The sequence below is a fragment of the Staphylococcus sp. Mo2-1 genome (genome assembly GCF_046721385.1).
Taxonomy (GTDB): domain Bacteria; phylum Bacillota; class Bacilli; order Staphylococcales; family Staphylococcaceae; genus Staphylococcus; species Staphylococcus equorum_A.
The window spans coordinates 73,222-98,098 of record NZ_JBEUUK010000001.1 but is presented as its reverse complement, the minus strand read 5'-3'; the positions used below and the strand labels follow the sequence as shown (position 1 = coordinate 98,098).

General features: G+C 34.2%; 17 protein-coding genes and 7 pseudogenes. 5 read left to right on the top strand and 19 right to left on the bottom strand.

Features of this window, described 5'->3' with window-relative positions:
• The first annotated feature begins 276 nt into the window (after positions 1-276).
• The 3 genes and pseudogenes from ABLV95_RS00420 (at position 277) to ABLV95_RS00410 (ending at position 3,985) form a co-directional block, all read left to right on the top strand.
• A complete protein-coding gene (locus ABLV95_RS00420; RefSeq protein WP_460876117.1) occupies positions 277-1,521 on the top strand; it encodes a Glu/Leu/Phe/Val family dehydrogenase in 1,245 nt (414 codons plus the stop codon).
• A 278-nt stretch (positions 1,522-1,799) separates the two neighbouring features.
• Positions 1,800-2,744, top strand: coding sequence for an agmatinase family protein (locus tag ABLV95_RS00415; protein ID WP_427705435.1), 945 nt, complete (start codon positions 1,800-1,802; stop codon positions 2,742-2,744).
• Positions 2,745-2,760: 16 nt separating this feature from the next.
• A pseudogene (locus ABLV95_RS00410) lies at positions 2,761-3,985 on the top strand (Nramp family divalent metal transporter).
• Positions 3,986-4,065: 80 nt separating this feature from the next.
• Here ABLV95_RS00410 and ABLV95_RS00405 read toward each other — a convergent pair.
• The 11 genes and pseudogenes from ABLV95_RS00405 to eda form a co-directional block, all read right to left on the bottom strand.
• Positions 4,066-5,695, bottom strand: a pseudogene (locus ABLV95_RS00405) (ribulokinase).
• A gap of 156 nt (positions 5,696-5,851) precedes the next feature.
• Positions 5,852-7,573 carry an ABC transporter ATP-binding protein gene (locus ABLV95_RS00400; RefSeq protein ID WP_081325295.1) on the bottom strand — a complete coding sequence of 574 codons (1,722 nt, stop codon included), beginning with the start codon at positions 7,571-7,573 and terminating at the stop codon, positions 5,852-5,854.
• A gap of 242 nt (positions 7,574-7,815) precedes the next feature.
• Positions 7,816-8,637 (bottom strand): SDR family oxidoreductase, encoded by an 822-nt coding sequence (locus ABLV95_RS00395; RefSeq protein ID WP_069817766.1) that lies wholly within the window; start codon positions 8,635-8,637, stop codon positions 7,816-7,818.
• Positions 8,637-9,668 carry a mannonate dehydratase gene (gene uxuA, locus ABLV95_RS00390; protein WP_427705441.1) on the bottom strand — a complete coding sequence of 344 codons (1,032 nt, stop codon included), beginning with the start codon at positions 9,666-9,668 and terminating at the stop codon, positions 8,637-8,639. Before uxuA ends, ABLV95_RS00395 begins: the two co-directional genes overlap by 1 nt.
• A 2-nt stretch (positions 9,669-9,670) precedes the next feature.
• A complete protein-coding gene (locus ABLV95_RS00385) occupies positions 9,671-9,961 on the bottom strand; it encodes a glucuronate isomerase (RefSeq protein WP_460876114.1) in 291 nt (96 codons plus the stop codon).
• Complete coding sequence (uxaC, locus tag ABLV95_RS00380; RefSeq protein WP_460876112.1) at positions 9,942-11,078, bottom strand: glucuronate isomerase; 1,137 nt, start codon at positions 11,076-11,078, stop codon at positions 9,942-9,944. The genes ABLV95_RS00385 and uxaC overlap by 20 nt, the downstream gene beginning before the upstream one ends.
• A gap of 15 nt (positions 11,079-11,093) precedes the next feature.
• Positions 11,094-12,390, bottom strand: a pseudogene (locus ABLV95_RS00375) (TRAP transporter large permease).
• Positions 12,387-12,896, bottom strand: coding sequence for a TRAP transporter small permease (locus tag ABLV95_RS00370; protein ID WP_427705443.1), 510 nt, complete (start codon positions 12,894-12,896; stop codon positions 12,387-12,389). Before ABLV95_RS00370 ends, ABLV95_RS00375 begins: the two are co-directional and overlap by 4 nt.
• A complete protein-coding gene (locus ABLV95_RS00365; RefSeq protein WP_460876109.1) occupies positions 12,871-13,908 on the bottom strand; it encodes a TRAP transporter substrate-binding protein in 1,038 nt (345 codons plus the stop codon). Before ABLV95_RS00365 ends, ABLV95_RS00370 begins: the two co-directional genes overlap by 26 nt.
• Positions 13,909-13,937: 29 nt before the next feature.
• On the bottom strand, positions 13,938-14,909 hold the full coding sequence (locus tag ABLV95_RS00360; RefSeq protein WP_427705445.1) for a sugar kinase: 972 nt from the start codon (positions 14,907-14,909) through the stop codon (positions 13,938-13,940).
• Positions 14,860-15,529, bottom strand: a pseudogene (gene eda, locus ABLV95_RS00355) (bifunctional 4-hydroxy-2-oxoglutarate aldolase/2-dehydro-3-deoxy-phosphogluconate aldolase). The gene ABLV95_RS00360 and the pseudogene eda overlap by 50 nt, the downstream one beginning before the upstream one ends.
• A gap of 147 nt (positions 15,530-15,676) precedes the next feature.
• On the opposite strand from eda, the pseudogene ABLV95_RS00350 reads away from it, so the two are divergent.
• Positions 15,677-16,622: pseudogene (locus ABLV95_RS00350) on the top strand (LacI family DNA-binding transcriptional regulator).
• 833 nt (positions 16,623-17,455) lie between these two features.
• Here the strand turns inward: ABLV95_RS00350 and cidR are convergent.
• The 4 genes and pseudogenes from cidR to isaB all read right to left on the bottom strand — a co-directional run bounded on the left by cidR (position 17,456) and on the right by isaB (position 20,012).
• Positions 17,456-18,332 (bottom strand): annotated as a pseudogene (gene cidR, locus ABLV95_RS00345) (cidABC operon transcriptional activator CidR).
• Between the two features lie 62 nt (positions 18,333-18,394).
• On the bottom strand, positions 18,395-18,733 hold the full coding sequence (locus ABLV95_RS00340) for a serine hydrolase (protein ID WP_460876106.1): 339 nt from the start codon (positions 18,731-18,733) through the stop codon (positions 18,395-18,397).
• The gene (locus ABLV95_RS00335) at positions 18,657-19,220 is read right to left on the bottom strand and encodes a serine hydrolase (RefSeq protein WP_460876104.1); all 564 of its coding nucleotides are present in this window, start codon (positions 19,218-19,220) and stop codon (positions 18,657-18,659) included. Before ABLV95_RS00335 ends, ABLV95_RS00340 begins: the two co-directional genes overlap by 77 nt.
• A gap of 195 nt (positions 19,221-19,415) precedes the next feature.
• Positions 19,416-20,012: an immunodominant staphylococcal antigen IsaB family protein gene (gene isaB, locus ABLV95_RS00330; RefSeq protein WP_460876102.1), complete on the bottom strand. Its 597-nt coding sequence runs from the start codon at positions 20,010-20,012 to the stop codon at positions 19,416-19,418.
• Between the two features lie 223 nt (positions 20,013-20,235).
• Between isaB and ABLV95_RS00325 the strand changes: the two genes are divergently transcribed.
• Positions 20,236-20,541 (top strand): monooxygenase, encoded by a 306-nt coding sequence (locus tag ABLV95_RS00325; RefSeq protein ID WP_107510448.1) that lies wholly within the window; start codon positions 20,236-20,238, stop codon positions 20,539-20,541.
• A 108-nt stretch (positions 20,542-20,649) separates the two neighbouring features.
• On the opposite strand, the pseudogene ABLV95_RS00320 reads toward ABLV95_RS00325, so the two are convergent.
• The 4 genes and pseudogenes from ABLV95_RS00320 to ABLV95_RS00305 all read right to left on the bottom strand — a co-directional run bounded on the left by ABLV95_RS00320 (position 20,650) and on the right by ABLV95_RS00305 (position 24,617).
• A pseudogene (locus ABLV95_RS00320) lies at positions 20,650-21,490 on the bottom strand (sialate O-acetylesterase).
• An 83-nt stretch (positions 21,491-21,573) separates the two neighbouring features.
• Complete coding sequence (gene gtfB, locus ABLV95_RS00315) at positions 21,574-22,839, bottom strand: accessory Sec system glycosylation chaperone GtfB (RefSeq protein ID WP_460876100.1); 1,266 nt, start codon at positions 22,837-22,839, stop codon at positions 21,574-21,576.
• Positions 22,840-22,892: 53 nt separating this feature from the next.
• Complete coding sequence (gtfA, locus tag ABLV95_RS00310; protein WP_427705453.1) at positions 22,893-24,398, bottom strand: accessory Sec system glycosyltransferase GtfA; 1,506 nt, start codon at positions 24,396-24,398, stop codon at positions 22,893-22,895.
• Positions 24,399-24,428: 30 nt separating this feature from the next.
• Positions 24,429-24,617: a hypothetical protein gene (locus tag ABLV95_RS00305; RefSeq protein WP_069821032.1), complete on the bottom strand. Its 189-nt coding sequence runs from the start codon at positions 24,615-24,617 to the stop codon at positions 24,429-24,431.
• Positions 24,618-24,877: the final 260 nt, after the last annotated feature.

The window sequence follows — 24,877 nt, the reverse complement described above, 5'->3', positions numbered from 1 at the left end:
TCCTTATCTTCAAGTTCTACTCATTTTAAATATAATTATTCATTCTATTAATTTCTGAAAATTTAGTCAATGCATTTTTTCTCAATTCACTGTGCTTTCATACATTGCCTTTAATTATTCTTTAGTTTTTCAAAAGAATTTCACCTAATTATTCACTGAATTTTCAAACTTTTGTAAAAATTCAATCTCTAGTATTGATTTTCAGTCGTAAAGTCTATAACATTTATAGATAAGTAAGTATAAATATTATAAGTAATAGATAGAGGGGAAAATATAATGACAGAACATAACGACTTAGTGAAATCTACCCAAGAAATTACAAAAGAAGCATTACATAAATTAGGCTTTGACGATGGCATGTATGATTTAATCAAAGAACCTTTAAGAATACTGGAAGTCCGTATACCCGTCCGCATGGATGATGGCACTGTTAAAACTTTTACCGGTTACCGTGCGCAACATAATCATTCTGTTGGTCCTACCAAAGGTGGCGTACGTTTCCATCCTGATGTAAATAAAGAAGAAGTTAAGGCACTTGCAATGTGGATGACGATGAAATGTGGTATTACGAACTTACCATTTGGTGGCGGTAAAGGCGGCGTCATCTGTGACCCACGTCAAATGAGTAATCAAGAGCTTGAAAGCCTATCTCGTGGTTTTGTTAGAGCTATATCACAATTCGTAGGTCCTGCGAGTGATATCCCAGCACCAGATGTTTATACAAATCCACAAATCATGTCTTGGATGATGGATGAGTATAGTAAAATCAATCGCTCTAACGCTTTTGCATTCATCACTGGTAAGCCACTCTCTTTAGGTGGTTCAGAAGGTCGTAATCGTGCCACTGCGCTTGGTGCTGTGATTACTATTGAAGAAGCGACAAAACGTAGAAACATTGATATCAAGGGATCTCGTGTTGCGATTCAAGGTTTTGGTAATGCGGGTAGTTTCATTGCCAAAATTCTACATGATATGGGTGCAAAAATTGTAGCTATTTCTGAAAGTTATGGTGCTTTACACGATCCAAATGGTTTAGATGTCGACGAGCTTGTAGAGCTTAAAGAAAAACATGGCCGTGTTACGCACTTATTTGAGGACGTTATCCCAAATAAAGCATTATTTGAAGTCGACTGTGATATTCTTATTCCAGTTGCATTATCAAATCAAATTACTGAAGACAACGCACACAACATTAAAGCCAGTATCGTTGCAGAAGCGACGAACGGTCCTACGACAAAAGAAGCGACACGTATATTAACAGAACGCGGTGTCTTACTTATACCTGATGTACTTGCGAGTGTTGGTGGTGTAACTGTTTCTTACTTCGAGTGGGTACAAAATAATCAAGGTTATTATTGGTCTGAAGAAGAAATAAACAGTCTTCTCCGTGAAAAAATGGTAGAAGCATTCAATAAAATCTATGATTTAGCCGAAAGTAGAAAATTGGATATGCGTTTAGCTGCCTATGTTGTAGGTATCAAACGTACAGCTGAAGCTACACGTTTCCGTGGCTGGGCATAAATTTTCATAATATATCAATATGATAAACATTGTCTTTTCAAAAGCTACACCTTCATTGGTGTAGCTTTTTTATTATTATATTTATCTATACAGCTTTCAAAAAATCCTTCCTCCCTCTTTTTATCCACCCTTTCGACTTCATAATCTAATAAAAATTTATAAATAATCCTCTCATTCATATATATTTTCAATTATTAAATCAGTGAATTTTCTGATTTATTTGAAAAATAAAAAAATACTCTATATAATTATTTACAATAAAGGGGAGGATATAAATTATGAAAAATAACATTTATGGTAATACACCATGTTTTTTAAATAGTAAAAATTTAAATCAATCAAATACTTTAGATACAGATGTAATTGTATATGGGGTACCTTTTGAAGGCGAAAGCACTTGGGGAGATTATACAGGCGTAGAACTTGGTCCAAAGCAAATTAGACTGTCCTCTGCACGTTACAGTCAATATCTACCTGAATTAAACCACATTGATATTAGTGAACACTTATCTATGGGAGATGTCGGCGATGTGCCATTTGTCGCTCATGACAATAAAGAAAGCTATGACAACATTACAGATTTCACTAAAAAACTCTGGGAAAGTGAAAAATTCTTAGTTGGCTTTGGCGGCGAACACGGTGTCACTTATCCTATTCTTAAATCATTAACAGAAACTGGTAAAAAAGTAGGTATCATTCATTTAGATGCACATTATGATAATATGCCAGATTATGAAGGTGAAGCTTATGCCCGTAATACACCTTTCATGAGACTTTATGAAACAGAGGGTGTACGTAACGAAAGTATTATTCACACAGGGATTCACGGCCCAAGAAATCATCCTGCAACAGGACGTTACGCTGAAGAAGCTGGTGCAGTAACGATAACAATCAATGATATTCGTGAATCAAATAATATAAAACAGTTTGCCCGTGACATTTACGCTCAAGCAAGTGCCGATGTAGATGTCGTGTATTTAACAATATGTAGTGATGTTTTAGATTTTGCTTATAATCCAGGCGGACCTGTTGATGGCAATGGTTTAACGTCCTATGAATTATTAACGATGATCCACGAATTTGGTGCGCTCGGCCTATGTGGTATGGATTATGTAGAAGTTTATCCTATGAAAGATGCCAATCAGAATTCTGCCCATTTCGTTTCTACAGCAGTATTATATGTACTTGCTGGCCACGTCGCTTATTTAAATAAATTAAAATAATCTGAGGAGTGGTTAAATGTTTAAAAACGCGGGTAAGATTTTACGATCACTTGGCCCAGGGATGATTATCACTGCTTCATTTATTGGCCCTGGTACAGTAACAACCATGACTCAAGGTGGCGCAGGATTCGGCTATAGTTTACTATGGGCTGTTGCCTTTTCAATCATTGCCACAATCGTGTTACAAGAAATGATTATCCGTTTGTCTCTCGTTACACGTGAAGGGTTAGGAGAAGCAATTCAAGATTTATTCTCTAATAAAATCGGTAAGCTGATCATCGTGTGGTTCACACTCATTGCTGTAACCATTGGGTGTGCTGCCTATATTAGTGGTGACTTGATTGGAACCTCACTTGGTGCATCTTACTTACTTAATTTACCTGAAAATTGGGTTGCTCCAGTTATCGGCGTTATTATATTACTCATTGGATTATTTGGTAACTATAAATTTTTAGAAAAAGTTATGCTTGTACTTATGGTTATCATGGGCGCAATATTTATCACTACCATGATTGCTATCAAACCAGATGTTATGGGTATTTTAAAAGGTGCTTTCATTCCAACGATACCAGATGGATCTATTCTTACTGTTATTGCTCTAATCGGTACAACCGTTGTGCCATATAACTTTTTCATTCACTCAACAGCCGTGCACGAACGTTTTAATGGTGTTAAGGAATTGAAATTTGCACGTTGGGATACAATTATTTCTATTACTGTCGGCGGTGTGATTTCAGCTGCAATCTTAATTTCAGCTGCCACTTTAATTAAAGGTGAAGAAGTTACAAGTGTCATACAACTCGCAGGACCATTAGAACCTGTACTTGGTGATGCTCGCACCTATAGCAATTAGTATTGGTTTATTCGCTGCGGGTCTGTCATCAGCCATTGCTTCTCCAACGGGCGCTGCTGCAACAATTAGTAGTCTACTCGGTTGGAAAGGCGGCATGCAAAGCAAGAAGTATAAACTTGTCTTTGTTGTGATTATCATTATTGGAATTATCACTTCAGCACTTGGCTTTGAACCGCTTCAAGTCTTACTTATTGCGCAAGCATTAAATGGTATGATTTTACCTCTTGTTGCAATCCTTATCTTTATTATTATTAATAAGAAAAATTTAATGGGCCGCTTTACAAATACACTTTGGCTCAATATTATCGGAGGACTCGTTGTCTTAACTGTTTCCTTCTTAGGCATCTACAGTTTAATCGATGCCATAACAAGTTTCATTTCAGGCTAACTTTATAACAATAACCCAGAAGCAACGTATCATCACTGATATATTGTTTCTGGGTTATTTTAATTAAACATTTAATCTTCTTACATCAATTGTGCAACATCACGCATAATGCTCGCTTTTTTATAGCCATGTAGGTCATGCAATGATTGATATGCGTTAAATAACTTTTTATAGATTTCCACTTTATCTGCTTGAGGTTCAACAGTGTATAATACGGGTTCTTTCATTGCTTTGACCGCCTCACTAAAGTCCGTATGCGCTCCGCCACATATTGCACCTAAAATAGCCGCGCCAATTGCTGGTGCATATTCACTATCAATGACCGTCACACGTTTGTTCAGTACATTCGCATAGATATCCATGAGTAATGTATTCTTTTTAGGTATGCCACCACAAGCAAATACATGATCTACTTCCATATGCCATCCTTCATACTGTTGCATAATCATTTTAGTACCAAATGCAGTGGCCTCCATGTATGCACGATAAATTTCTTCATGTTTCGTATGTAATCCCATGCCAAATAAGCAACCTTTCAAATTACTATCACTGAGTACACTTCTATTGCCGTTGTGCCAATCTAGTGCAATAAGCCCACTTTCACCGGGATATAGCTTGCCTGCTTTTTCATTTAATAATTCAAAGATTGAAATGTCGCGTATCTTCGCTTCTTTGACATCATCATATGGCGACTGTTTCGCCACGTACTCAAATAAGTCTCCTACAGCAGTTTGGCCTGCCTCGTATGCATAAAGATCTGGAATAATAGCACCTTTAACTGAACCAGAAATACCAGGCACCTTATGTTGTTCTTTATTAAGCATTAAATGACATGTACTTGTACCCATAACCATAGTCATCTCTTTATCTCTTTCTGAACCTATCCCTAATAAACTTGCATGCGCATCAATGATAAACGGACTGACTTGTGTTTCTGGTGAAAGTCCTAGTTTTTCTGCCATTGTCTGGCTAACTTTACCTACAGTTTCACCAATATTAACGACTGGTGCTTCCACTTTCTCTTTTACAATTTTAGATAAATCATTATCTACTTTATCAAACAAATCATAATGGAACCCTGTGTCCGCTTCCCAAAATGATTTAAACCCTAAGCCACAATTTGATTTGACGTTTTGATCAGTGAGTCGATTGACAATCCAATCCCCCGCCTCCATGATATACGCACTCTCCGCTATCACTTCAGGTGCCTTATTGTTTACTTCCATAATCTTAGGTATCATCCACTCACTACTCACATTAAAGCCATAGTAGCCTAACCAACGATTTTTCTCTTCAAGCGCAGTCTTAAATAATACATCTGCCTCGTCTTGCGCACCATGATGCTTCCATAATTTGACGTAAGCGTGTGGATTATCTTTAAACCCTTGCTTATTATGAATGGGTTCCATATGTTCATCCACAAAAATCACTGTAGACGATGTGAAATCTATACCGATTCCGACAATGTCATTTGCAGCAATTTGTGCTTTCGCTAAAATAGGCTGGGATGCCTTCTTCAATGACTTCCCAATAATCATTCGCATTTTGTAATGCGTAACTTTGAGGTAGTTTTTGACCACCAAGTGCTCCTTCTATCGTGCCGTGCGAATACGTTTTAATAAATTGCTCTACAATTTCACCATTCTCAGTATTTATAAGAAAGGCTCTACCTGAACCTGTTCCAAAATCTATTCCTATACTGTAAGCCATACTTTAACCCTCCAGATCTTTCTATACAACAGAAAGCGCTTTCTTAAATCATAATTAAGATTCTACAAAAATACAAGGGAGCGGGACAGAAATCAAAATTTGATTTCGTCTTCCCGCCCCCTTTAATACTCACTATTATGATCACGCTCAAACATTTTAAAATGTTTCAACTTCATTAAACTGAGATAAATAAAGTTGTTTATAATGTCCATCTTGTTGCATCAATACTTCATGACTACCTTCTTCTAAGATTTCACCATCTTTGATAAAGATAATACGGTCTACGTCTTTAATCGTTGATAAACGATGCGCAATAATGAGCGATGTTCTATTTTCTGACAGTTTTTTAAATGCCAATTGAATTTTATTTTCTGTTTCTATATCTAACGCACTTGTAGCTTCATCTAAAATAATAATAGATGGGTCTTTTAAAAACATTCTAGCGATGGAAATACGCTGTTTCTGTCCACCAGATAATTTCGTCCCTCTTTCACCTACGAGTGTATCTAAACCAAAGGGTAAGTCTTTGATAAATGTTTCTAATTGCGCATTTCTAACTGCGTCCCATATTGCAGTTTCGTCAGCTTCTAAATGACCATATACAATGTTATCTCTTAAAGTACCAGAGAATAGGAATACATCTTGCTGTACGACACCAATTTCTGCACGTAGTGAGGCTAACTGAATCGATTTGATGCTTTGGCCATTAATTAAGATATCACCATCATCTACTTCATAAAATCTTGGCAATAGAGAACTGATTGTCGTTTTACCACTACCACTCGGTCCAACTAATGCAATCTTCTCACCATGCTGAATATCTAGATTCAGTTTTTTAAGAATCGGTGTTTCGCCATATCCAAATGTTACATCTTTATATTGAATCGTCTTAGGATCACTCGGCATTTCAACCGCATCTGGTGTATCCTGTATTTCTGGATTAATGCTTAATATTTCGCTAAAGTTTTTAAATCCTGCAATCGCTTTAGGAAATAGCTCTATAATCATATTAATTTGTTGTAATGGTTTAAAGAGTACATTCGTAATCATGATAAATGCAACGATACCACCATAAGATAAATCACCATGCAACACAAAATAACTTCCGACTACTAACACAATAATTAATGTCAGATTTTGGGCAATATGACTAATTGTAATATTCCAAGACATATAATTATATGCTTTTAATTTTGTAGCTCTAAAATTATCGTTTATATTTCTAAATTTCGTTTGCTCATGATTTTCATTAGTAAAAGCCTGTACAAGTCTTATGCCACCCACATTATCTGCGATTAATTCATTAAACCGTGACACATTGGTAAATAAATTCTTAAATGCACGAGACATTTTTTGGCTGAAAAATATAGCCAAGATAAAAACAATAGGCACCACACAAAATGTAATGAGTGCTAATTTCACATCAATCGTTAACATGATGGCAAATGCACCAATTAGGGTCATGATAGATAAAAATACATCTTCTGGGCCATGATGTGCGGCCTCACCAATATCCATCAAATCATTCGTCAGTCGACCAATAAGTTTTCCTGATTTTTGGTTATCAAAATACTTAAAATTCAATTTCTGAATATGACTATATAAATCATTACGCATATCACGCTCTATATTCGTACCTAACTTATGTCCCCAATATGTGACGATAAATTTAAGTACCGCTACAATTCCAAAGACAAATAACAAAGCAATTCCAAAAATCACTATGAGATTCCACTGATTTGAAGGTAACAAACGATCAATATATATACTTGTAATAAGTGGGAAAATTAATTCCAACAAACCTACAACAATTGCCGAACCAAAATCTAAGAAAAACAAACCTTTATATGGTTTGTAATAGCTAAAAAATGCTTTCACAACACCCCACCTATTCTATAATTCAATATTTTAATTATTCTTTACATATGCTTTATATTATGGATTAATTGATATAGATTATCAATGTCATTCAACTCATAATTGTGACATTTGTAAAAATAAATTTATAATACTCAAATATTTTTTATTTCTTCTCTTTTATCTTCATCTTATAGAACAACAAAAATAAACTCCTTAATCAGAATTGATTTAAGGAGTTTATTTTAAAATTTATAGCTTTTTTATACGCCTGAGTAAGATGAGAAGCCGCCATCTACAGGAACAACGATACCTGTAACGAAGCCACTTAATTCTTTATCCATCAACCAATAAAGCGTGCCTAGAATATCTTCTGGTACACCAAAACGATTCATTGGTGTTTGTGATAGAATTTTTGAAGCACGTTCTGAATAAGAACCATCTTCATTTCTAAGTAAAGCTTTATTTTGAGCTGTTTCAAAGAATCCAGGTGCAATTGCATTCACTCGGATGTGACCGGCAAAGTAAGTGCTCAACCATTGCGTAAAGTTACTTACAGACGCTTTTGCGCCACTGTATGCTGGGATCTTAGTCAGTGGTGTAAATGCGTTCATTGATGAAATATTAATAATTGTACCTGCCTCAGATGAGACGACATCTTTACCAAATACTTGGGATGGTAAAAATGTACCTGTGTAATTTAATTTAAATACTTTATCAATACCATCTTCTGTTAAATCAAAGAACGTTTTATCACCATTTTCATCATACATTTCATCATTTGTTGTGGCATTCGGGTTATTTCCACCTGCGCCATTAATCAGAATTGTAACTGCACCAAATGTATCGTTAAATCTTAGTTTCGCTTGCGTTAAAGCATCTTTATCTAACACGTTCGCCACTAGTGCTACTGTTTGTTTTCTTTCTTTATCAATTTCATCTTGTAATTCAACAATTTTATCTTCAGAACGTCCTAAAATACCTACGTTGGCACCTTTTTCTACAAGTCCTTTGACGAACGTTGATCCAATCACACCTGTTGCGCCAGTGATTACTACATTGACTCCTTCAAATTGTCTTGTCATCATTTGCTCACTCCTTCAATTAAACCGTTAATATAAGTTGCGCCTAATGCTCTGTCGAACAATCCGTAACCTGCTTTACCTGTTTCGCCCCAAATCATACGTCCATGATCTGGTCTGATTGTGCCTTTAAAGTTAACATCTTGCAGTGCTTCTACCACAGCTTTCATATCAACTGAGCCGTTTTTAGATAAATGACCTGTTTCCAAGAATGAATGTGAATCTAGTCGTTTCACGTTACGCATATGCACGAAATGGATATGCGCGCCAAACGTTCTAATCATGCTTGGTAAATCATTTTCTGCTAATGAACCTAAAGATCCAGTACAGAAACAAATACCATTATTTTTACTATCATTTATAGAAAGTAAACGTTCATAGCTATCTTTATTTTTAATGATACGTGGAATACCAAATATAGGCCATGGTGGATCATCCGGATGTATCGCCAGATCAATGTCATGTTCGATTGCAGTTGGTAATACACCATCTAAGAAGTACTTCAAGTTCTCCCACAATTGCTCATCTGATATTTCACGATAAGATGTAATTAAATGATTCATTTCTTCTCTCGAATAACTTTCGTCCCAACCTGGTAAGTTTAAATCGGTTGTTAATGGATCAATATCTTTTAACTGATCATGTTTATAAATCAACGTATTAGAACCATCAGATAATTCATAGTCTAATTGTGAACGTGTCCAATCAAAGACAGGCATAAAGTTATATGTCACTGTCTTAACACCATTTTCAGCTAAATTCACTAATGATGTCTTATAATTTTCAATCAGTTCATCACGTTTATCTGTACTTAATTTAATTTCTTCACTTACAGGTAAACTTTCAACAACTTCAAATTTCAATCCTGCCGCTTCGATTGTTTGTTTTAATTTTGCGATTCTTTCTGTTGTCCAAACCTCACCTACAGGTACATCATAAATTGCAGAAACGATATGCTTCATGTCCGGAATTTGTTTAATGTTCTCTAATGTAACTGGATCATCTTCACCGTACCAACGAAATGATAATTCCATCGTTATACCTCCTTAACGCCTTCTATTTTGAATAAATTCACTGCATTGTTATAGCAAATATCTTTTAACATTTGTTCAATTGTTGCATCTGATAAGGCAATCTCACCTTTTTCAATCTTGTCTCCTAAGAAATTACATAAAATTCTTCTGAAATACTCATGGCGTGTATAAGAAATCATGCTACGTGAATCTGTCAGCATACCTACAAATTTAGCTAATAAGCCGACGTTCGCATAATCTACTAAGTGCTGTTCCATGCCTTCTTTCGTGTCATTAAACCACCATGCGAGCACCTAATTGCACTTTATGCTCGCTGTTAGTAAAGTTACCTGCAGTAGCTTGAACCATAAGATGATCATTACCATTATTAGGATAAATAATCGTATCTGATAGGGCATTGTGTTGTTCAAGGTGATCTAGCATCGCGTTCAATGTTTTAGCGCTTAGTTGTTCACCTACACTATCGAACCCACTGTCAGTACCTGCGACTTCTAACATTTTCGAATTATTATTTCTAGTTGGTCCTAAATGGAATTGTACGACCCAATTTAATTCGTTATATACTTTACTAATTTCAGTTAGAATGTAACCCGCTAATTCGTATTGTTGCGTTTCGGAAACTGCTTCACCCTTCATCATGGACTCATAGATTGCCGTAGCTTCTTCTGTTGTCGCATACATTAATGGTGCTTTTTCAAAACTTTGGTCAGAACTTCTTGCACCTTGTCTATTAAAATAATGAACGCGTGTTTTAAGTGCTTCGATATAACTGTTTAAATCTTTAATTTCACCGTCAATCGTTTGATCAAGTCGCTTAATCTTGTCTTTAACTGTTGTTTCACTTAAGAATACGTAACTATCTGGTCTGAACGTAGGAATCACTTTAAATGTTACTTTTTTATCTTGATTTAATAATTTGTGATATTCCAAATCATCACATGGGTCATCCGTTGTACAAACTACAGAGACATTACTTTGTTTAATTAAGTTTTGAGGTGTATGTGATGATTTCGCTAATTTACGATTTAAAGATTTATATAGCTTTTTAACATTCACTTTATCTAAATCAGCTTCTTCGTTAAAATAGCGTTTTAATTCAAGTGAACACCAGTGATACATTGGGTTAACGATTGAATAAGGCAACATGTTCATAAATGCTTCAAATTTATCGAAATCATCTGCATCACCAGTAATTAATTCTTCTTCTATACCGTATGCTCTCATTAAGCGCCATTTGTAATGATCTCCGGCTAACCACAATTGCGTAATGTTTTCATAGTTTTTATTTTCATAAATTTCTTTTGGGTCTAAGTGACAGTGAAAATCATAAATTGGTAGATCTTTAACCTTTTGATATAACTTTACTGCTGTTTTATTATTTAATAAAAAATTGTCATTAATTAATGCCATGTTATTGCCCCTTTTCTATAATCCTAATAATTTAGGAAGGAATAATGAAATTTGCGGAATGAACGTTACGATTAACAATAAAATAATGAGTGCGATAAAGTAAGGCACTAAATATTTGAATACTGATTCCACACGAACACCGCCGACACTCGCACCAACAAATAATGCACTACCAACTGGTGGCGTGATATTACCAATACATAAATTAAATGCAATTAAGATACCAAAGTGAATTGGATCTAAACCTAAAACTTCTGAAATAGGTAAGAAGATCGGTGTGAAAATCAATACTGCTGGTGTTATATCCATAAATGTTCCGATGACTAATAAAATTACGTTCATCATCAGTAGTAAAATGATTGGATTATCTGTCATTGATAGAATGCCATTTGAAATGGCTTCAGGTAGTCCTGTATAACTCATTACGAGTGAAAATAGTGCAGAAGCTGTAATCAAGAACAGAATCATACCACTAATTTCTGCCGTTTCTTTGATGACGTTAGGTATTTGTTTGAGTGTCAGACTTTTATATATTAGTGATAACACTGTAGCGTATAACACTGCTACTGCCGCACCTTCTGTTGCTGTGAATATACCTGACACAATCCCGCCAATGACTACGATAATTAAAAATAGACTTGGCAAAGCATCTAATGTTAAAAATAATTTATCTTTCCAACTAATGCGTTCAGATACTCTGTAACCTTGTTTCTTCGCCATAACATAAGCCACGATCATACAAGCAACGCCCCATAAGATACCTGGTATATAGCCTGCGATAAATAGTGCTCGCTATTGAGGTGCCACCACTCACAAGTGAATACACAATCAATAGTGAACTTGGTGGAATCAATAAACCAGATGGCGCAGATGCTATATTTGCCGCTGCAGAGTATTCTTTTTTATAGCCTTGTTTTTCTTCCATTGGTCCCATGATGCGTCCCATTGCGGCCGCCGCGCCGACACTAGAACCAGAAATAGAACCAAATAGCATATTACCTACAATATTCGTATGTGCCAGTGAGCCAGGTAATCTACCTACTAACACTTTGGCAAAGTTCACTAATCTAAAGGCGATACCACCGTTATTCATAATAATACCTGCCAAGACGAATAACGGAATGGCAAGCATTGTAAAATCATCAATGCCCGTAACCATACGCTGTGCTGCCGTTATAATCGTTACATCGAATGGTAATATCATTAATAACGTTATGATAGAACTCAAAATAATAGCCAATGCGATAGGCAAGCCGAATATCAAGAAAGCGAAGAATGTGATGAACAATACTAAACCTGCTGCAAGTGTCATACACGCTCACCCCCGTCTTCTTGATTGGCTTCTTTAACTGCTTCAAGTTCTCCTTTATCTAACAAGTTATATATTGCGTAGAAAATGATAAAGACGCCCGAAACAGGTAATGCGCCGTACATCGCCGCCATAGATAAGCCAGTAGATGGTGCAATTTGTGACCATGTTAAATTCACAACTTCATAGCCACCCCAAATCATGAGTACGAGTGCTACGATAATGATTATGATGTCTGAAGCTTTTTCTATAATAAGTTGTATTTTTTCAGGAAATCTTTCTCGAATAAATAAAATGGCTATATGTTGTTTTACACCAAATACATAACTGGCACTGAGCAAACCAAACCAAATCAATAAGAATCTAACGATTTCTTCACTCATTGTACTTGGACTATTCAAGATAAAGCGTGTAGCAACTTGATAAACGGATAATATAACCATTACAAAAAGTGCAATACCGGCTAACGTGAGGAGGAGTTTATCAATGATCTTTTTTGCTTTCTTCATAAAGTCGCTCCTCCTTCTCGATTAGTTTATAATCATCTTTTGTATCTGGGTTCTCTTTAAATTCATCTTGTAGAGGCTGAGAAGCTTTTTTGAAAGAAGATTTATCTACGTTATGGAATTTCACACCCATGTCTTCTTTGGCTTTCTTTTTAGCCTCTTTCACTTCTTTATCCCAAATTACTTCATGTTTTTCAGTAGAATAAGCTGCTGCATCTTTCAACCATTTCTGCTGTTGTTTCGTTAAGTCATCATACGTATCTTTGTTCATAATCAAGATATCTGGAACAATTGCGTGTTCCGTATAATGATAATTTTTAGCAACTTCACCGTGGTTGTTTGTTGTGAGTGAAGTTTCATTATTCTCAGCTGCATCAATCACACCCGATTGTATCGCTGTATATACTTCACCGTAATCCATTGGTGTCGGTGTGCCACCTAATGACTTAATTAAATCAACACTCGTTTTGCTTGGTTGAACTCTTATTTTCATACCTTCTAAATCACTATTATCTTCAATTTTTTTATCTTTCGTGTATATATTACGCACGCCAGCGTCATAGTATGTGATCCCTAGAAACCCCTTATCTCCAGTGGATTTGAAAAACGCATCTTGTACTTCTTGTTTTTTCATAACATGACGATAATTCTCTTCTGATTCAAATAGATAAGGCATGTTAAACAATGAATATGTTGGAGAAAAGCTTTCCAATGCGGCCGATGACACTTTAGTCATTTGTATTGCATTGGTCTGCGTCATTTCAATTGCTTCACGTTCACTACCTAATTGACCATTCGGATAAATATTAACTTTAAGTTGACCATGAGATGTTTCTTCTAATCTTTCTTTAAAAATCTCAAGTGATTTATGAACCGGATGGCTCGTCGGTTGATTATGCGCTAACATAATTTCTTTTTGCTTCTCTTCCGCATTAACATAACTATGAGGAAGTGATAAAGCTAACATTCCCGCTATAAAGAATGCGCTTACAAATAGTGTTAAAAATTTTTCCATATATCTCTTATGCCCCTTTGTTTAAGGTTCTATCGACTAAGCCCACCGAAATGAGAGGATAAATTATGCACATCGCTTTCTTCTACACTTAATGCATCCTCGTTTGTCGTATGTTGTAAGACTGAACATTTCGTCGCAAAATCTATAGTCTCGTCTAATTGCCAATTACGAATCAGTCCATGTAAGACACCAGCCATAAATGCATCACCGGCTCCAATGCGATTCAATACCGTATATTGATAAGCTTGGCCTTCAATATAGCTTTGTTTCGATAACATAATACCTTGTAATGTACTTTGCTCAATATCTCTATTACTGGAAGCCATTAATGGCATCTCATATTGTGATTGAATCGTTTCAGCACATGTCTTCATATCATCTTCTTCAGAATTTGTCTCAAGTAAATGTGTCGCATCCTTTTTACCAAAGAAGAGTACGTCAACAAGTGGCAGTATCGACTTGATTACTGGTACGGCTTCTTCTTTAGACCACAAGTTACTTCTGAAATTAATATCAAATATGATTTTAACGCCTTGTTGCTTTAATTTAGTTAGTGCATCAACGATATGTTGTCGTACTGTTGTATTAACTGCCAATGTAATACCAGTCAATACAAAGTAATCACCACTTTGTATTGGTAAGTCATCGATGATGCTTGACCCATATTCTGCGAAAGTTGAATGTTCGCGATCATAGATAACTTTACCACTTCGAAAGTCAAAGCTCTCTTCCATATAATATGTGCCTATTCTACCGTCTTGCTGTTTCAAAAATGTTGTACCTACTTGTGTCTGATACAGCTTTTTCATAGCTAAATTGCCTAATGCATGTTGTGGTAATACCGTTAACATTTCAGTAGCGTGCCCAAATTGAGATAAGGTCACGAGCGCATTTAATTCTGCACCTCCAACATTAACACCAAAGGTATTGGCATCTTTCAGTTGTTTGTAATCAGGTGGAGTATAGCGTAGTAATACTTCTCCAAATCCAAATACCGTCATAGTTATACCTCTCTTTTAATTCAGAAATATATTGCACTAAAGCTTCTTGTCCTTGTTGTTGATAAATTTTTGTAATTTCACTGCCAATGCCTACTGCAAAACTACCTGCGTCTAACCATTCTTTTTGATTATCTTTACCCACGCCACCAGTTGGAACAATCTCAATTTGTGGTAATGGACCTTTGAAATCTTTGATAGATTTAGGTGAAAATTGTGTTGCTTGGGAATAGTTTCAATACTTTACAACCATAGCGTAACGATTCAACCATTTCTTTAACCGTCATGCATCCTGGAATATAAGGAACGTCATACAAGTTAGCGATTTTAGCTGTTTCCTTATCAAAAGATGGACTTACAATAAATTTAGCACCGTTTAAAATCGCTGTACGTGCCGATACACTATCAAGTACAGTACCTGCACCAATGAGCGCATCTTCTCTCTTAGATAATTCAGCAATAATTTCTATCGCATTTGGTGTCGTTAACGTTACTTCGATAATATTAAGCCCTTGTTCTATAATTAGATTCGAAATATCTAAAAACGTCTCTGGGTTGTCTGTACGCATTACTGCAATGTGTTGACCTTCTTGAATATACTTCATCGTATCTCTTGAATTCATCTTTACATCTCCTTATAAATTTCATCTTTTGTGTTTGACCTCTGAAAATAACAACGTTGTTATTAAGATTCAAAAAAATATTCTAACGCTTATCTCTATGGTATAATTAATTCTAACTTAAATCAATCTATTTCAAGGAGAACTTTTATGGCTGTTACTTTAAAAGACGTTGCCGAAGCCTGTGGTGTCAGTTATTCCACGGTCAGTAAAGCATTAAAAAATTCCCAACTCGTTAAACCAAAAACAAAACAAATGATTCAACAAAAAGCGCTTGAAATGAATTACATACCTAATCATTCGGCTCGAGCACTCGTTTCTAAAAGAAGTGGCACGATTGGATTAATCTGGCCTTCCGTAGATCGTGTTGCCGTGACCCATCTCATTTCAGAAATTAATAGAGCCATTAAATCACTCGGTTATGTCATGTTTGTTTCAATCGATGACGTTGCGGCCGCTTCAAAGAAATTTGTTGAATTTGGCTGTGATGGTATCGTTATCTTTGATGAAGGTGACAATTCAAACTTACCGCCTGAAATTTATAATAACGTACCGGTAGTCGCATATGGTGTAGATAGAGATATTCCCTACCCGATTATCAATGTCAATCATGCAGAAGCGATGATTATGGCCATTAATGCCTTATTAGAACAAGGTATTCAAACGATTGATTACATAGGCGATATTAATACAAATGACGCCCGTCAAATCGCTAAAAAAGATGCGATTACTGATTACTGCAATGCACAAAACATTACCTATCGTATTATCGATTCTAATGGATTGAACGCGATAGAAGCAGAAGCATCCGTGAAGCAACATTTAAAAACCGACACGCTTTCTCCTGGCGTGATTTGCGGAAGTTACGATATTACTGTAGGGACGATTAATGCCATTGGACCTGAGAATCAACCAATGATTTACTCTTACGATAATATTCCACAAATTAAAAAATTAGATTATCCTGTCAATGCTATCGGTGTTCCTACATCTGAAATCGCTCAACAAATCGTGACTACGTTAGATAAAGTTATTAAAAATGAACCAACCCATGCAAGCATATCATTTACATCCATCATTACAGAATAATATTTAATACATGCAAATTTCATTAAATTAACAAAGCGACCCTAGCTACATTGGACAGTGTAGTTAGGGTCGCTCTTGTTTGAGAGATATTTATCTAGAGGGTTATTACTTTTTAATATTACTTCAACTGAAGCATAAGCTTTCTTAAATATATGAAGGCATCTAACAAGTGATTTTTATAATCTAGAAATGCCATTACCAAATTGCATGGTGCCTGTCTTGTTGTCTGTTATACAACATCGCGTACACCTATCACTTTATAATGCAATGACATGCTACTTGCTAAAATACCGTTAATATAACGCGCGCTTTATATATTGCTTGCAAGTCACGTGTTACAACACATCTTGTTTGTACAGAAAAAAGTTAACCAATATTTAGAGAGATAGGGGTTGTTTTCAGTTTTTTAATGGGAGAACTGATGAATTTTATTGGTTTTAACTATAATTTCTAAAACACGCGACTGTGCAAGCATTGGTTAACATACGATACATTTGTATCTATATTACAAATGCATCACGTATCTAATCCTACTTTCATCTCTGATTAGTACGTTATGATTACCATCTTTATAAAATTTGAGGACTCCCTTAGTTATCTTCTGCCGTTATGAGTCCTGAGTTGAATTATCATTTATTATAAAAGCTATCATATATTGATTGTACGTGGATATTCATACATATTGAAAACTCAACTTATAATCATTTTGCAATGATCAGTTAATCAGTACTCATAACCCTCTACAACTTCTATTATATTACGCCTTTATCTATGATTAAAATACATAGTTGGAATATTTGACATTCCTTAGTGGAATACTTTAACTTTAATGACACTTTTTTATTTCAAATCCTTTAAAAAATTAATCCATTCATGCGTAACGTGATTCATATAACTTTCTTTCTTCCATATAACACCTAAATTCCACGCTACATCAAGCACCACTTATTTCAATGCCGACAACACCATCATTTAAGATATTGACGATACTTTCAGGTAATATACTCACGCCAATACCATCACGAATCATATTTTCTATAAAAGTAATTTGAGACATTTTAGCTACTGTTTTAGGATGAAATCCTACTTTTCTACAGCTTTCTATAATTTGATCTTTCAGGTAATAGTCATCATGAAACATAATAAAGCTCTCATCTTTCAAATCACCTAAATAGATAGATGATTGTTGGGCTAACTCAGAATTTTTATCAACGATAAGTAATAACTTCTCCTTATATAGAGGTACCGCATAATAGATATCCTCATCCACTGGTAAAGTTGTAATACCGACGTCAATTTCATCGTTGTTCAAATAAAATTCGACTGCTTTCCCGCCGCCTTCAATGACTTCATATGTCACATTAGGATATCGGGAATGAAACTGGTTTAAACTTTCCGTAAACAACCTGACATTCATAATTGCCGATATGCCGATGCGGATATGACCTCTTTCTAAATTCGTGACGTCGCCCATTTCTAATGATAAATCATCTAAGACTGCTAATGCTTCCACACACTTATCATAAAAAATCTGTCCTATATCCGTTAGAATAATATGTTTTTTTCTTCTATCAAACAAAGTAATGTCAAATTCGTTTTCAATGCTTTTAATATTTTTACTAATTGTAGACTGTGCGATATATAAATGTTCTGAAGCTTGTGTCATTCCACCATTTCTCACAACTTCTACAAAATATTTCATTTGTTTTATTTCCATATTCTGCTCCTCTGAATAGCCCTATCATTTTATTACCTTAGCGTAATTGTGCAATTGCTTCTTCAGCAAGCATCTGCGATCACTTTATCATCTGGCTGACCATCTTTATCATCTTGTTTTGTGTAAATTGCAAGAATGATTGGGTTTTTATGTTTATCTGGATAGATAAATGCCAAATCATTACGCGTAGCATATGTTAAGCCCTGACCACTTTTATCTCCGACGATATAGTTGTCTGATACACCCGCTTTAATTAAACTATCGCCTGTTTCATTTTCAATCATAACTTGTTTCAGTAAATCTAAATTTCCGTCACTTATTTGGTCACTTGTTAAAATTGTATTTAATGTCTGTGCTCGCAGCTCTAGGTGTTGTAGTATCGGCTGTACTATTTGGATCATAGAGATTTAACTCCGGTTCTAAGCGTTTTGGATTAGAAATATTGTCACCCAATTGCTTCAACTCATGTTTAAAGGCTTTAACGCCACCAAGTTCTTCCATTATTTTATTATTAGCCGTATTATCACTTTGTAACATAGATGCTTTAATTAAATCTTTAAGTGTCATCTGTTTGCCTATGTAATTTTCAGTTACAGGTGAATATTCTACAATATCTGCTTCATTAATTGTTATTTTTTTATTTAAATCTTTTTCTGAATGATTATTTAATAACACACCGCTCGCGATAGCTTTAAAAGTAGAAGCAAATGCAAAACGTTCATTCGCATTATGTTGAACTTTTTTACCATTCTCAGTATTAATGCCATATACTCCAACTGTTGTATTATTATCTTTTTCTATTTTATCAAATTCATTCGCCGATACCGTACCATTGCTCATCATGAAAAATAATGCACTAAACACTAAACCCCAAAAAACTTTTTTCATAAATATCCATCTCCCCTTAATTTAAATATAACCTTATACTTAAGCTAACTATAATTATTATATTACAAAAATACAATTATTTATAAATCCTAAATTTTTGCTTCTACAATAAAAACCCCTCATTGTCATAATCACTAACAATGAGGAGTGAACGAGTCATACTTTATAATAACTGTAACTCATTATTCTGTATGGCTATTGGCTTATAGTCATTTCCATTAAATTATCTTTTGTATCAAAGAACGCTGTGTAGCTACCTTCATTTGTTTTATATTTTACAAACGTGCCATCCTCGTTACCAAGTTTTCCTTCTTCAGTTATTTCATTAGAACTGTGTGCATCTTTAAACGTATCCTTTGAAACTGAATCTGGTTTAGTGAAGAAAGTTGTTTGAACAACTTCATCATCTTTATTAAATGATGCTGTTGTATCATAAATTGTTTCGTTATATTCAACTTTAGAGTCTGCTTTTGGATCTACTTTATAGCCATCGATTGAGACATTATCATATTTTAACGCTCTTACAAAGTTGTAATCTTGTGTAAATGAAGCATCATATGTTGTATAACCTTCGTAGTTATACCATGGTGTTTCAGCTTTTAATTCTACACCGCTCGCACTACTTTCAGTGTTGGCACCACTAGCTCCACCTTCACCGTGTCCCCATTTCTGTACTTGCTCTGTCTGCGCTTTTACTTCTTGATTATTACTCGTTATATACGTCGCGGAAGAACCTACGACAAGTGTTGATACTATGACTGTTGAAGATAGTAACTTTACTACTTTATTCATAATAAATCACTCCTATTTTGTAGTTTCCCTTTTGGCAAGTGTAATTATTCAGCTTCATCATACTCCAAATCATGTTAATTGCAAGGATTTTCTCTTTTATATATTAAAATTATTATCAGAATTAAATTAGATTTTTTAACTTAATCAGGAGAAATTTTAACAGTATACGAATTAAACATGTATAGTGAATATATGATTATGAAATTAGAAAGGATGATTTTTTATGGTACATATCTTACAAGTCGATTTTCCTTTAGATGGTCCGTTTGGAGATGAAATGGCACGACAATTCGAGGATTTAGCAAAATCGATTAATGATGAACCAGGATTTTTATGGAAAATTTGGACCGAGAACGAAACAGCAAAAGAAGCAGGTGGTATTTACGCCTTCGACAGTAAAGCGCATGCTGAAAGTTACTTAAATATGCATAGCGAACGACTCAACACTATGGGAGTTACGGAAATCAACGCCAAAATATTCACTATAAATGAAGGATTAACACAGATTACAAACGGTCGTGTTGAGTAGATTTTTGACAATAGCGTATTAAAAATACCCCAGCAATAGCATCACCTAAAAAGTGTGCGTATTGTTGGGGGATTTTGTGTAAACTTTAAAATTTCCTGGGTAATCACTTTAATACATCTTTGCCATTTCTTCTGTAAATGTTTGGTAAGTTATCTCATTCTTAGATAATCGTGCTACTAACATATACATTTGTTCATTCTTTGTATATTCTTTTTTATATAATAAATGATCCGCTTTCTTTTCATCTGGTAACGGGTCTTTAATGTTGTCACCTTGTGAAAATGCTGCATAATATCGCATACCGAATAAGCGCTGTGACTGGGCATCGATATGAATCTCATCAGGATTGGCTGTTAAACCTTGTGCCGTTACATAGAAACAGTTATCTTTTGCTTCTGCTACAGTTGTAATCACTTCATTAATTTGAGTGTATTCTGATGCACTTTGACCAAATGTCGCTTTGCCTAAGAAGTCTCCTAGCAAGCCCATTACGAATGGCAGTTGAGGTGCATTAAGCGCTTGTCTAAAATGATCCACAACTTGATTTAACTTAATTTCGTAGTCAAGATGCTTACCCTCTAAACTATCACTTTCACCTTGATGCCATAATATACCGATAAGTTCACTGCTTTCCATCGCAAATTCAGCTTCAGAAATCGCATGTCGTGTTAACACTTGATCCTCTGACCAATCATCAATCGTTGTACCACCATCTGCACACGGGATTAAGCCAATTGTTTCATCTGGATGATCATCTAACCACAATTTAGCAAACGATGCTCGCGGGGCCAATACCTGCAACAGAACGATCACTATGTATCGGCTCGTCCATCATTTGCCATCTACCATTTTTCAACACTTGAATGCGCTCATCTACGATTGGCTTCACGCTATCGATAAAGCCACGCCCGGCCATATTAGACTGCCCTATAAGTAAAATTGATTTCATATAAATTTCCCTTTCCGATTTTGGAATGTATGTACTATTAGTCATAAATATCATACCTTAAGTGTGAGTATTTATAAATTAATTTAATGATTCAATGATTTTATAAACTCATCTTTACTAATAGACCCAGCTTGTTGCAACTGTAATTGCAGTCGATCCTCTAAGTTTGATTTGTCTTCTATTACCTGTTTTAATGTATTACTTAAAGTTTCAGGGATTGCTTCATCAAATAGGTTGGCATCTGAAGTAACATCTTTATTATGGGCAGTTGTATTGTATCCTAATATTAATAAATTATAGTCAAATGCCGCACGAACTGCGTCTAGTATTTCAGAACCTTTATTTATATCTAAATAAATATCACATTGTTTATATAGAGAAATAAATTTTTCCCTTTTAGCATTTGGATATAAATTTACATTTGAATATTTATTCAAATGTAACAATTTCATAGACATTTCAGTTTTTGCCGCAACATGAAAGAATATATTGGGGTAATCTTGCACCATTTTTTCTAAATGCGGTAATTGATCAGAATTTGTTAATGTTAAAACCTTATTAGTATAATTATTGGATTTAACGAATTTATAAACATAACCAGATTGGAAGATTCGATTATGATATTTTTCATCAATTAAGTCTATTACATTTTGGTAAGCAGACTGACTTGGTATAATAATTTTATAAGATTTCTTCCCCTTTTCAAGCACATTTTCCATATGTTTAATAATATCATTTGTAATATCGCCTTGCCAAAAAATACTGTCGTTTCCTGAATTAGGCAATCCATTAAGGACTGTCGCAGGAACTAAAAATGAATTAATCAAAAAATCTTCAGTTTCAACTTGTGTAACATTAAGATAAAATTTAACAAACTGAATTTTAGAGTGGAAAAAGTATTCTTTATCATTCCAAAATAACATAATGTCATTTGTCACAAAATTCTCTACCATGAATTCTTCATTAGCATGGTTGAAATATCTTTTTAAAATTCTTCTTTGTGAATTCGCATCTAAAATTACTTGTGCATACTTCTTTCCTTGTTTATTGTAATAATCTATATATTGTGTATGTCCACGTTTATTCAACCATTCGACACGTTCAACAATTCTCTGTTTATAATTCTTTTTATAAATAATTCTTGCCTTAATTTCATCTGAGTTTTTGATGAATGCACCATTATTATTACCTTCTATCTTCCAAAATCTCGGTATTTTCACTTCATTAAAAAATAATGGGCGTGAGATTGTTTCATGGCTACCGGCGAAAAAGTTATACGGTGTTAGTACATCATCTGGTAAAAACCCATTCTCTTCTATAACAATTGTTTTTCTCTGTATACCAAGCATGTTTGAACGATTTAAACAGCACAATTGCTTTTTTATCAAAAACTCCAAATAAATTAATCATACAACACCTCGTTAATTAAGTTATTCCATTTTTGTATTACAACAGTTTGCGTGAATTTATCTGCGATTTTATAGGACACTTCGTGAAATTGGCTAATATCACTTTCAAAAAATCGAACAATATTATTAGCTATATGATTTATAATATCGTCTTCAGCTTGTTCATTTAAATCAATAGGTATTAAATAACCATTTTTTTGATTTCTGATAAATGTCGGGTTCCCATAATTAACATCAAATCCGATTATACCTAAACCTGAGCCTATCGCTTCCATTAAAGTTAAACCAAAGCCTTCACTCGTAGATCCTGATAGAAACAGCTCATAGTCTTTATACACTTGATTTAAATTCACATGTCCTTTTAATTTGATATAGTCCCATGCATTATTCGTTTTAATCAAATCTGTTAATATTTGTTTTTGACCGCCTTCTCCATATATATCAAATGTAATTTGAGGAACTGATTTTTTAGCCTTCAACACAGCTTTTACTAACCAATCAACATGCTTTTCATGAGCTAATCTTGAAGCTGTAATAATTGAATAAGATTTTCTTTGATTAGGTTTAATTAAAGTATTCAAGCTACCAACAGGAATAGTATATATCTTGGGAACTTTATGATAATATTTTTTAAATTGCTCAGTTAACAGCCTATTTTGAATATCAGTCGCTGTAATAAAGAAGTCAATTTCATTTTCATTCATAAAAACATATTCATAATGATTATTCCATAGAATATAAGTTGAATTTGTTGATGACTGATTATAATGCTCAGCATGGATGACTATGCCTAAGTGCGCTTCACCTTTGTTTTGAATAATTGTTTGTCCGACATTTTTAGAACGGTCAACTATTATTATATCTTTACTAGTTAACTCTAGATTCTCTAAGAAATACGCTATAAATTCTTGCTTTGTATATAAGACTTTATTTTCAAAAACAAACATACTTTCATCATCGTTCACATATTCATTATATGCTATCGAGCCGTCCTCATTATAAAACGATCTCATATAGAGTTTCGCAACATTATCCTCTGGAGCGAAGTGTTCTGACAGTACACGAACATATGTGAAATAATCTCTTTTAAGCAGCTTTCCATTTGAATAGTACTCCACTCTGTCGACAACTTCGTTATCTTCATATTTCAAATAACAGACTGCATAATTTTTGTTGTTATTATAATATAATCGTCTCGTTTTGCCACTATTTTCGATCTTTGTTACTTCAGAATGCAATTGTTCTATTATTTCATCTATTGTGACACTTGTAGATGCTATTTTCACATTTGTAAAATATTGATATAACCACACTATTTCCTCATCATAAAAACCAATATTTTCAGTTAAAGTTTGAATATTCTCTTTATCAATAAAATCTAAAAAAACAAACTTAACTTTTTGGCTACAACTTCTTAATAACTGAGCTCTGTAAAATTGTGCATATTCAACACCACTACTCGCCCACCCAATTCCTAAATTAATATTATAAATAGTCACCTTCGCACCTCATTATAATTTACCTTTATATTAAATAAATACTTTCATTAAATTTATTATTATTAAAAGAACTAAAATAAATGTGGAAATAAACTGAAGTGTTAAAAATTGCTTTTTCTCTTTTTTTGGTTCTTTTTCAACATCGTAATCACTTAATTCTTGTTCGATTTCTTGATTCATTCTATCTAAAACATTATTTCCTATTTCATTGTTACTCATATTGATACCTTCTTACTTTTTTATGATTAGTTAATTTATTTTCATTTTTTCAATTAGCTTGGAGTTTCACATTTTCTGACTAATTCAGTTGTGTTTATAACTTATATCGTTGTATTATTTTCAATCTTCAACATACGTTATTACGTAAATTTACTTTTTACCAATAACTGACTTTTGGTCAGTTACTAATAAAAATTGTAACTCTTAATAATTTCGATTCTATTGCCATTGAACATTCCATCATAGAATATATCTTGCAT